Consider the following 9,093-nt stretch of genomic DNA (forward strand, 5'->3'; position numbering starts at 1 on the left):
CGGCCCAAGCCAAGATGGCAACCAGACTGTCGCGAGGCCCGCGCCTCGCGAACGGGGACCCTTTGTGTCCGTGACATCGCCTAAACGACGGCGGAGGTCACCATATAGCAGGAGATCGACATGAGTATCGTGGGTATCGAAGCATTGGAGTTCGGCGCCGAAGACGTCGAGGCCGGCAAGCAATTCGTCGAGGACTTCGGCCTGGCGCCGGTCGACGGCGAGGAAGGCGCCGCGTCCTTCGAGACGCTCAACGGTGCCCGTCTGGTGGTGCGCCCCGTCGACGACCCGGCGCTGCCCGCGGCCTTCGAGGAGGGCTCGACCCTGCGCCGCATGACCTGGGGCGTGGCGAATCTCGAGGCCCTGGAGCCGCTGCGCGAACGCCTGCGCGACCAGCCCGGCTACGTCGACCACGGCGATCGCCTGGAGTGCCGCGATCCCAACGGCCTGACCGTGTGCATCCAACCCACCGGTCTCAAGGACGTCGAGCTGGAGGTCACCCCGATCAACCAGTGGGGCGACATGCAGCGCGTCGACCAGCCGAGCCCCGTCTACGAGCGTGCCACCCCGGCGGGCATCGGTCATGCGGTGTTCTTCGTCGACGACCTGGAGGCCAGCGAGCGCTTCTATCGTGAGCTGCTGGGCTTCTCGGTCTCCGATCGCTACATCGAGCGTGCCGTCTTCCTGCGCATGCAGGCCCGCGGCGGGCACCACAATATCTTCCTGCTCAAGCTGCCGCACCGCGGCGCGGGCCTTAACCACGTGGCCTTTACCGTGCGCGACATCCACGAGGTGATCGGCGGTGGCCTGGCGATGAACCGTCGCCAGTGGAGCACCTTCATCGGCCCCGGTCGCCACCCGATCTCTTCCGCTTACTTCTGGTACGTCAACAGCCCCCTGGGCGGGGCCTTCGAGTACTACACCAATGAGGACTACCTGACCGAGGCCTGGGAGCCGCGCGAGATGCAGCACTCCCTGGAGTCGTTCACCGAGTGGGCCATCGAGGGCGGCATCGACGCCGACACGCGTCGCCAGAAGAAGGCCGACGCCTGACCCGTGGCCGGGCCCGAGGCCCGGCAGCCCAAGCTTCACCATCGAGGCCGGTCGCCCACGGGCGGCCGGCACGGGGACCCCTCGTCCCGAATCCGGCTCCGGCCGGGCGATACGCGCAACGAGGCCTCCCCGTCACCGACCGCCAAGCGCGATTCCCGAGGAGATACATCATGTCCGAACAGTTCGCTACCTGGAACAAGCCCGACGACCTGTCCTTCGACGACTGGATCGAGTCGCGCATCGCGCGCTTCAAGGGCCGCAAGTACGACTGGAACGCGCTGAAGTTCCAGGCCGACTTCGACCCCAAGTACCGTCGCGCCCAGATGCGCTACATCGGCACCGGCGCCACCGGCGTGGCCAACGACACCAACACCATCCCGGCCGAGCACTTCACCTTCTCGACCATGGTGCTGCCGTCCAAGTGCGAGGGCCCGCTGCACGTGCATGACGACGTCGAGGAAGTGTTCTTCGTCCTCAAGGGCTCCATTCGCCTGTTCCTCAAGGATGGCGACAACTACACCGAGACCGTGCTCGGGGAGCGTGACGTGGTCTCCGTGCCGCCGGGCATCTACCGCGGCCTGCTCAACGAGAGCGAGGAAGAGGCGCTGATGTGCGTGATGCTGGGTACGCCCAAGCCGCAGATCCCGACCTATCCGGACGATCACCCGCTGTCCAAGGTCAAGCGCGACGGATGAGTGGGCCGGCCATGACACCCCAGACCCTGACGCTCGACGCCGGCCGCCAGGCCTACCGCGAGACCGGCGAGGGCCCCGCCATCGTGCTGCTCCACGGCATCAGCTCCGGGGCCGCCTCCTGGGCGCCGCTGGCCGCACACCTGGGCGGCTATCGGCTGCTGGCCTGGGACGCCCCGGGCTACGGCGACAGCCAGCCGCTGGCGGCGGCCGAGCCCACGGCGGCCGACTACGCCGCGCGCCTCGAGGCCTGGCTCGACGCCCTGGGCGTCGAGCGCTGCGTGCTGGTCGGCCACTCGCTGGGGGCGATGATGGCCGCGGCCTTCGCCGCCCGCCGGCCCGAGCGGCTGGCCGGGGTGGTCCTGGCCGACCCGGCGCTCGGCTACCGCGACGCCGACGACGCCAAGCGCGACAGCGTCTATCGCAGCCGCTGGACGATGCTGGCCGAGCAGGGCCATGAGGCCTATGCCGCCGCCCGCGCCCCGCGGCTGTTGCGTGATGGCGCTGACGAGGCCGATGTCGCCCGGGTCCGCGAGGGCATGCAACGCCTGCACGTCGAGGGTTTCGCCCAGGCCTGCTGGATGCTGGCCAACGACGCCCTGGAGGGCTACCTGCCCGAGGGGCTGCCGGTGCCGGCCACGGTGCTGTGCGGCGACGAGGACGCCATCACCACGCCTGCGGCCTCCGGGTCCCTGGCCGAGCGCCTGGGGCTGCCCTATCGCGGCCTGCCGCGTGCCGGCCATGCCAGCTACATCGATGCACCCGAGGCCTTCGGCGCGGCCGTCTCGGCCTTCGCCGGGCCGCTGCTGGCGCCATCCACCCGGAACTGAGACGAGGACGACACCATGAGCTTTATGATCGAAGACCGGGTGGCGGTGGTCACCGGCGGATCCTCCGGGATCGGCCTCGAGACCGTGCGCCTGCTGCTGACCCATGGCGCCCGGGTGGCGCTGTGCGGCCGCAATCCCGAACGGCTCGAGGCGGCCCGCGCCGCCCTGGTCGAGGAATTCCCCTCCGCCGAGCTGCTGGCCGAGACCTGCGACGTGCTCGACGAGGCCTCCTGTGCGGCCTTCGCCGAGGCGGTACGCGGCCGGTTCGGCGGCGCCGATATGCTGATCGCCAACGCCGGCCAGGGCTACGTGGCCCATTTCGACGACACCCCGCGGGAGGCCTGGCTGTCCGAGGCCAACCTCAAGCTGTTCGGGGTGATCAATCCGCTGAGCGCCTTCCGCGCCCAGCTGGCGGCCTCCGAGATCGGCTCGCTGACCTGCGTCAACTCGCTGCTGGCGCTGCAGCCCGAGCCGCACATGATCGCCACCTCGGCGGCGCGGGCGGCGCTGCTCAACATGACCCACTCGCTGTCCCATGAGCTGATCGGCGACGGCATCCGGGTCAACTCCATCCTGCTGGGCATGGTCGAGTCCGGCCAGTGGCGCCGCCGCTTCGAACAGCGCGACGACACCTCCCAGGATTGGGAGCAGTGGACCGGCGCCATCGCCGCCAAGCGAGGCATCCCCATGGGCCGCCTGGGCCGCCCCCAGGAGCCGGCCCGTGCGCTGGTCTTCCTGGCCTCCCCGATGGCCTCCTTCACCACCGGCGCCGCCCTGGACGTCTCCGGTGGCTTCAACCGCCACCTGTGACGACGCGGAGAACCCCATGACCAAACGACTGATGATGATCGGCTACGGCGCCATGGGCAGCGAGGTGCACCGCCTGCTGCCCGAGGGCCTGGAACTGGCCTGGGTGGTGGTGCCGGAGGCCTTCGCCACCGATGTGCGCGATCGCCTGGCCGGCCAGGCCGAGGTGCTGACCGCCATCGATCAATGCGACGCGCGCCCCGACCTGGTGGTGGAGTGTGCCGGCCAGCCGGGCCTCGCCGAGCACGGCGAGGCGGTGCTGCGCCGCGGCCTGACCCTGGCGGTGGTGGCCACCGGCGCGCTGTCCGACGAGGCCCTGTACCAGCGACTCGCCACCGCGGCCCGCGAGGGCGGCGGGCGCATGCAGCTGCTGTCCGGCGCGGTGGCCGGCATGGACGGCCTGTCGGCGGCACGCGAGGGCGGCCTTGACGAGGTCACCTACGAGGCCTGCAAGGCGCCGCGCAGCTGGAAGGGCAGCCACGCCGAACAGCTCGTCGACCTCGACGCCGTCACCGAGAAGACGGTGTTCTTCGAGGGCGATGCCGGCGAGGCCGCGCGGCTGTTCCCGGCCAACTCCAATGTCGCCGCCACCATCGCCCTGGCCGGCGTCGGCATGCGCGACACCCGGGTGAAGCTGACCGTCGATCCGGCGACCACGCGCAATACCCACCGTATCCACGCCAGGGGCCGCTTCGGCGAGTTCACCATCGAGCTCAACGGCTATCCCCTGGAGAGCAACCCCAAGACCTCGACCCTCGCCGCCCTGTCGGTGGTGCGCGCCTGTCGCCAGGCGCTCGAGCCGGTCTCGTTCTAAGGGAGGTGCCCCAGATGACCCTGAAGATCTTTATCGCCGGTGAATGGCGCGAGGGCCGTGGCGACCCCATGGTGTCGCGCTTTCCCGCCGACGGTTCGGTGAACGCCGAGCTCAACGCCGCGAGCCTCGACGACGTCGAGGAGGCGATCGCCGCCGCCGACGCGGCCTGGCGTGCCCCGGCCTGGCGCGAGCGCCTGCCCCACGAGCGCGCCGAGGTGCTGTATCGCGTCAGCGACCTGATCCGCGAGCGGCTCGACGAGCTCGCCGCCCTGCAGACCCGCGACAACGGCAAGCCCCTGGCCGAGGCCCGCGGCCTGGTGGCCAGCGCCGCCGGCACCGCGCGCTACTTCGCGGCGGCCTGCGAGACCCTGGAGGGTGAGCTGCCCACCCGTCGCAACGCCGGCTTCATGACCCTGAGCCAGTACGAGCCGCTCGGGGTGATCGCCGCCATCACGCCCTGGAATTCGCCGATCGCCAGCGAGATGCAGAAGGTCGCGCCGGCGCTGGCCGGTGGCAATGCCGTGGTGCTCAAGCCCGCCGAGGCGACTCCGCTGATGGCGCTCAAGCTCGCCGAGATGTTCGAGGAGGCCGGGTTGCCCAAGGGGCTGCTCAGCGTGCTGCCGGGCCGTGGCCGGGTGATCGGCGAGGCCATCGCCCGCCATCCCAAGGTGCGCAAGATCTCCTTCACCGGCGGCACCAGCACCGGTCGTCACCTGGCCCATGTGGCCGCCGACAAGCTGATCGGCACCTCCCTGGAGCTGGGCGGCAAGTCGCCGACCATCATCCGCGAGGACGCCGACCTGGAGCAGGCGGTGAAGGGGGTGGCCTACGGCATCTTCAGCTCCGCCGGCCAGGCCTGCATCGCCGGCTCGCGGCTGTTCATCCATCGCAGCCGCTACGACGAGGTCATGACGCGCCTCGAAACCATCGCCCGCGAGCTGCGCGTCGGCCATCCCGAGACGCCCGGCGTCCACCTGGGTCCGCTGATCAGCGAGGCGCACCGCGACAGCGTGGCGGCCTACGTCGATCGGGCCCGGGAGGAGGGCGGCCGTATCCGCGCCGGCGGCGTGATCCCCACCGAGGGCGAGCTGGCCGCGGGCAGCTTCTACCCGCCGACCCTGATCGAGGGCCTGCCCCACGACAGCGCGGTCTGCCAGGAGGAGATCTTCGGCCCGGTGCTGGTGGCGCTGCCCTATGACGACGAGGACGAGCTGGTGGGCCTGGCCAACGACAACGTCTACGGCCTGGCGTCTGGCATCTGGAGCGCCGATTACCGCGCGGCCCTGCGTCTCGCCGACAGGCTCGAGGCCGGCACGGTGTGGATCAACACCTACAAGAACTTCTCCATCTCGACGCCCTTCGGCGGCTACAAGGAGAGCGGCCTGGGCCGCGAGAAGGGCCGCCAGGGCATCCAGGCCTACATGCAGCAGAAGAGCCTGTACCTGGGCCTCGACGCCAACCCCAACAACTGGTGCGACTGAGCGCCCACGGTCACTGAGGAATTCGACATGACGACCATCACCGTGGGCGAAGCCGTCGCCCGCACCCTGGAAGCCTACGCGGTCTCGGCCGTGTACGGCGTGATCTCCATCCACAACCTGCCGATCGCCGATGCCATCGGCCAGCGCGAGCGCACTCGTTTCGTGCCCTCCCGCGGTGAGGCCGGGGCGGTGACCATGGCCGACGGCCATACCCGCGTCGGCGGGCTCGGCGTGGCCCTGACCAGCACCGGCGCCGGCGCCGGCAACGCCGTGGGCGCCATGCTCGAGGCGCTCAACGCCGGCACGCCGCTGCTGCACATCACCGGCCAGGTCGAGAAGGCCTACCTGGACCGCGACGCCGGCTTCATCCACGAGACCCGCGACCAGATGGGCTTCCTCGCGGCCTGCTCCAAGCGCGCCTATCGTGCCTGCACTCCCGAGCAGGTGGTGCCGCTGCTGCATCGCGCCATCCAGGAGGCCATGACCCTGCCCCGAGGCCCGGTGAGCCTGGAGATTCCTATCGACATCCAGGCCAGCCAGGTCGAGTGGGTCGAGACCGCGCCGGTGTCGCCCGCCGCCCCGGCCCGGGTCGCCGACGCCGAGGTCGACGCCCTGGCCGAGCGACTGCTGGCCGCCAAGCGTCCGGTGCTGTGGATCGGCGGCGGCTGCCTGGAGGCCGGTGAGGCCGTGCGTCGCCTGGCCGACGTCGGCATCCCGGTGGTCTCCAGTACCCATGCCCGCGGCGTGTTGCCCGACAGCCACCCGCGCAGCCTGCGCGCCTTCCACAGCGCCCCGGCGGTAGAGGAGCTGTTCGCCGGCAGCGACCTGATGCTGGTGGCCGGCTCGCGGCTGCGCAGCAACGAGACCCGCACCTACTCGGTGGCGCTGCCGCGGCCGCTGGTGCAGATCGACGTCGATCCGGCGGCGGCCCATCGCAACTATCCGGCCGACGCCTTCCTGTGCGGCGAGTGCGGCGATGTGCTGACGCGCCTGGCCGATCGCCTGGAGGGCCAGCGCGCCCCCGACGCCGAGTTCGACCGCGACGTGGCCCAGGCCGTGGCCGCCGCCGAGAAGGCCCTGCGCGACCAGGTCGGCGAATACGCCAAGCTCTGCGACGCCGTGCGCGAGTCGCTGCCGGCGGATGGCATCTTCGTGCGCGACATCACCGTCTCCGGCAGCACCTGGGGCAGCCGGCTGCTGCCCAGCGAGCGAGCGCTGACCAACATCCACTCGCTGGCCGGCGCCATCGGCCAGGGCCTGGCCACCGGCATCGGCTGCGCCGTGGGCGCCGAGGGCCGCAAGGTGGTCACCGTGGTCGGCGACGGCGGCCTGATGCTGATGGTCGGCGAGCTGGCCACCCTGGCCCAGGAAGGCCTCGACATGACCCTGGTGGTGATGAACGACGGCGGCTACGGCGTGATGCGCGGCATCCAGGACAAGTACTTCGAGGGGCGCCAGTACTACAACGACCTGCACACCCCGGACTTCCAGGCCATGGCCGATGCCCTGGGCCTGCCGCGCTGGAAGGTCGCCCGCGGCGACGACTTCCAGGCCGTGCTGGCCGAGGCCGTGGGCCGCGCCGGCCCGGCGGTGGTCGAGGTGGACATGGCCAGCGTCGGCGAGCTGAAGTTCGCCGGCCCGCCCCAGAAGACCCTCTACTGATGCCCGGCGCCACCGGCATGCCGGTGGCGCCCCACTCACCGTCGAGGGAGGAGACGCGAGGGAACTTCAAGAGAGCCTGAACGAAAAAAACAATCCTTTTTCTTCCGTTTCATAACAACGACTCAAGAGAGATCCACATGCAAGCCAAGACAACCCTGATGCTGGCCCTGCTGCCGGCAGGCATCCTTGCGGCCCAAAGCGCCACCGCCTTCGACGTGGTCGAGGCCGGCCAACCCGTCGTCACCGGCGAGCCGAGCCGGGTGGGCGCGCCCTGGAACCACCGCAGCACCTTCAATATCCCGGGCACCAACACCGACGTGGCCTTCGGCGGCTACGTCAAGTTCGACGCCCTCTACGACTTCGACTACGACCTGGGCGAGATCACCGATCCGCTGGCCGCCGCCAGCGAGGCTAACGCCACCGACGGCAAGACCACCTTCACCGCTCAGGAGACGCGGCTGAACTTCCGCACCCAGACCCGCTTCGGCGACGAGGTGCTCAAGACCTACCTCGAGGGGCACTTCGCGCCCGACAACAAGTTCAACCTGCGCCACGCCTACGGTGAGTACAACGGCTTCCTGGCCGGCCAGACCTGGACCAACTTCATGCACTTCCTGGGTACGCCGCGGATCCTCAAGCTGGGCGGCCCGATCGGCTATGCCACCGGGCGGCCCGAGCAGGTGCGCTATACCCACCAGTCGGGCGGCAACACCTTCGCGGTGGCCCTCGAGAACCCCGAGGCCTCGATCTCCGATCTGGGCCCCGGCGGCGCCGCTGACGAGAACAATGAGCTGCCTGACCTGACCCTGCGCTATCAGTACAAGCGCAACTTCGGGATCTCCGGGGTGGTGCGCCAGTTCTCCACCGATTCGGCGGTGAGCGGCCAGGACGAGAGCGCCACCGGCTATGGCGTGGCCGCCCAGGCGGCGCTGCCGATGGGCAGCACCACCCTCAAGGGCAACATGATGGTGGGCAGCGGCCTGGGCGGCTACCTGGACTACGTACCGGCCGCGGGTGCCAAGTTCCGGGCCCCGGACGCCTACCTGGACGCCAATGGCAACCTGGAAAGCGTCGACCTGCAGAGCGTCGGCGTGTCCCTGGACCATCGCTGGAACGACGCCTGGTCGAGCTCCATCGGCACCTCGGTGGTCAGTCAGGACCTGCCGGACGACGCCCCGGCCTTCCAGGGCATGACCGACACCGTGCAGTTCTCCCACGTCAACCTGATCTGGGACGTCAACTCGCGGATGACGGTGGGCCTGGAGTACCAGTACGTCGACCTGGAGAAGATCAGTGGCGACGAAGTGGATGCCAGCCGGCTGCAGGCCAGCGCCCAGTTCCACTTCTGATCGCGCGATGCCCTTTTGACCTGGCCTTGCCTGTTGAAAGGCGAAGGATTTGCCGGCCCCCGTGGCCGGCTTTTTTTTCCCGCCTCCCGGCCGCGCCGGACACGGCACGCCATAAGCTCGGAGCGGCGCTGCGCGCCTGGAAGCGTGAAGAGGAAAGAGGGAAGAGGGAAGAGGGAAGAAAAACACCCCTGCAGCCTGGCTGTAGGGGTGTGGACGTATCGGGGCGCGAGCTGCGCCTTGCGCCTTAGACGGCGTCCTTATCCGTTTCGCCGGTCCGGATGCGGCGGTGCGGCGTTCCGCTCACCTGCTCCAGGGCGGTGACGCAGATCTTGCCGTCGCCGATCTTGCTGAAGGTATCAGCGCGACCCGGGCGCTTAGACGGCGTCCTTATCCGTTTCGCCGGTCCGG

8 protein-coding genes are annotated in these 9,093 nt (G+C 70.0%); all 8 read left to right on the forward strand.

All coding sequences use genetic code 11. From position 1 onward, the window contains the following. Nucleotides 1–120 precede the first annotated feature (120 nt). The gene (locus tag ACXAFN_RS18245) at nt 121–1,050 is read left to right on the forward strand and encodes a VOC family protein (RefSeq protein ID WP_474991137.1); all 930 of its coding nucleotides are present in this window, start codon (nt 121–123) and stop codon (nt 1,048–1,050) included. A gap of 170 nt (nt 1,051–1,220) precedes the next feature. Further along, nucleotides 1,221–1,745, forward strand: coding sequence for a cupin domain-containing protein (locus ACXAFN_RS18250; protein ID WP_474991139.1), 525 nt, complete (start codon nt 1,221–1,223; stop codon nt 1,743–1,745). Nucleotides 1,746–1,756: 11 nt separating this feature from the next. Continuing rightward, the gene (locus ACXAFN_RS18255) at nt 1,757–2,572 is read left to right on the forward strand and encodes an alpha/beta fold hydrolase (protein WP_474991141.1); all 816 of its coding nucleotides are present in this window, start codon (nt 1,757–1,759) and stop codon (nt 2,570–2,572) included. A gap of 15 nt (nt 2,573–2,587) precedes the next feature. Then, nucleotides 2,588–3,382, forward strand: a complete 795-nt coding sequence (locus tag ACXAFN_RS18260; RefSeq protein WP_474991143.1) for an SDR family oxidoreductase — start codon at nt 2,588–2,590, stop codon at nt 3,380–3,382. A 16-nt stretch (nt 3,383–3,398) separates the two neighbouring features. Next, nucleotides 3,399–4,193 (forward strand): aspartate dehydrogenase, encoded by a 795-nt coding sequence (locus ACXAFN_RS18265; RefSeq protein WP_474991145.1) that lies wholly within the window; start codon nt 3,399–3,401, stop codon nt 4,191–4,193. 14 nt (nt 4,194–4,207) lie between these two features. Continuing rightward, complete coding sequence (locus ACXAFN_RS18270) at nt 4,208–5,674, forward strand: aldehyde dehydrogenase (RefSeq protein ID WP_474991147.1); 1,467 nt, start codon at nt 4,208–4,210, stop codon at nt 5,672–5,674. 27 nt (nt 5,675–5,701) lie between these two features. After that, entirely contained in the window at nt 5,702–7,336 is a 1,635-nt protein-coding gene (locus ACXAFN_RS18275) for a thiamine pyrophosphate-binding protein (RefSeq protein ID WP_474991149.1), read from the forward strand. Between the two features lie 137 nt (nt 7,337–7,473). Beyond that, nucleotides 7,474–8,685 carry a DcaP family trimeric outer membrane transporter gene (locus ACXAFN_RS18280; protein ID WP_474991151.1) on the forward strand — a complete coding sequence of 404 codons (1,212 nt, stop codon included), beginning with the start codon at nt 7,474–7,476 and terminating at the stop codon, nt 8,683–8,685. Nucleotides 8,686–9,093 lie beyond the last annotated feature (408 nt).

Source organism: Halomonas sp. ABH4_019 (assembly GCF_056159885.1).

Excerpts from the sequence above, each read along its gene's own strand:
- ACXAFN_RS18245 (WP_474991137.1), top strand. The coding sequence starts at position 121 with ATGAGTATCGTGGGTATCGAAGCATTGGAGTTCGGCGCCGAAGACGTC.
- ACXAFN_RS18250 (WP_474991139.1), top strand. The coding sequence starts at position 1,221 with ATGTCCGAACAGTTCGCTACCTGGAACAAGCCCGACGACCTGTCCTTC.
- ACXAFN_RS18255 (WP_474991141.1), top strand. The coding sequence starts at position 1,757 with ATGACACCCCAGACCCTGACGCTCGACGCCGGCCGCCAGGCCTACCGC.
- ACXAFN_RS18260 (WP_474991143.1), top strand. The coding sequence starts at position 2,588 with ATGAGCTTTATGATCGAAGACCGGGTGGCGGTGGTCACCGGCGGATCC.
- ACXAFN_RS18265 (WP_474991145.1), top strand. The coding sequence starts at position 3,399 with ATGACCAAACGACTGATGATGATCGGCTACGGCGCCATGGGCAGCGAG.
- ACXAFN_RS18270 (WP_474991147.1), top strand. The coding sequence starts at position 4,208 with ATGACCCTGAAGATCTTTATCGCCGGTGAATGGCGCGAGGGCCGTGGC.
- ACXAFN_RS18275 (WP_474991149.1), top strand. The coding sequence starts at position 5,702 with ATGACGACCATCACCGTGGGCGAAGCCGTCGCCCGCACCCTGGAAGCC.
- ACXAFN_RS18280 (WP_474991151.1), top strand. The coding sequence starts at position 7,474 with ATGCAAGCCAAGACAACCCTGATGCTGGCCCTGCTGCCGGCAGGCATC.